The 502-nt window shown below is 28.9% G+C and carries 1 pseudogene; it reads right to left on the bottom strand.

Features of this window, described 5'->3' with window-relative positions:
* Nucleotides 1–302 (bottom strand): annotated as a pseudogene (locus ACYVEA_RS34915) (cytochrome c oxidase subunit 3); the annotation flags it as partial.
* Between the last annotated feature and the right edge of the window lie 200 nt (nt 303–502).

Genomic DNA, 502 nt, shown 5'->3' with positions numbered 1-502 from the left:
CCGTATAATGCTCCGCTTCTATTACCTTGTATTAAAGAATGATGTGAGTATGTTATTGTTACACCAGAAGATAATAAAATTACAGTATTTAATAATGGTAATTCAAAAGGATTTATTGAATTTATACCCATAGGTGGTCATTTTGCACCTAATTCTATAGTAGGTGATAAAGCACTATGGAAAAATGCTCAAAATATTGCTAAAAAAAATAGTGCTTCAGATACTATAAATAAAGCAACTCCCATATTAAGTCCTTTTTGTACTGCTAAAGTATGATTACCTAAATATGTTCCTTCAGATATTACATCTCTAAATCATAATGACATAGATAAAATTAAAGCTAGTAAAGCAAACATTATGTTATTAATTCCAAAACTAAAATTTTGGAATGCTAACACTGCACTAAAAGTCAATGTTAATAAAGATAAACTAGTATTTAAAGGTCAGGGACTTGGGGATACTAAATGATAAGGGTGAGATTGGAAATTACTACGAACTAGAT

It is taken from the genome of Spirosoma jeollabukense (genome assembly GCF_054777855.1).
This window is presented reverse-complemented; position numbering and strand designations above follow the sequence as displayed.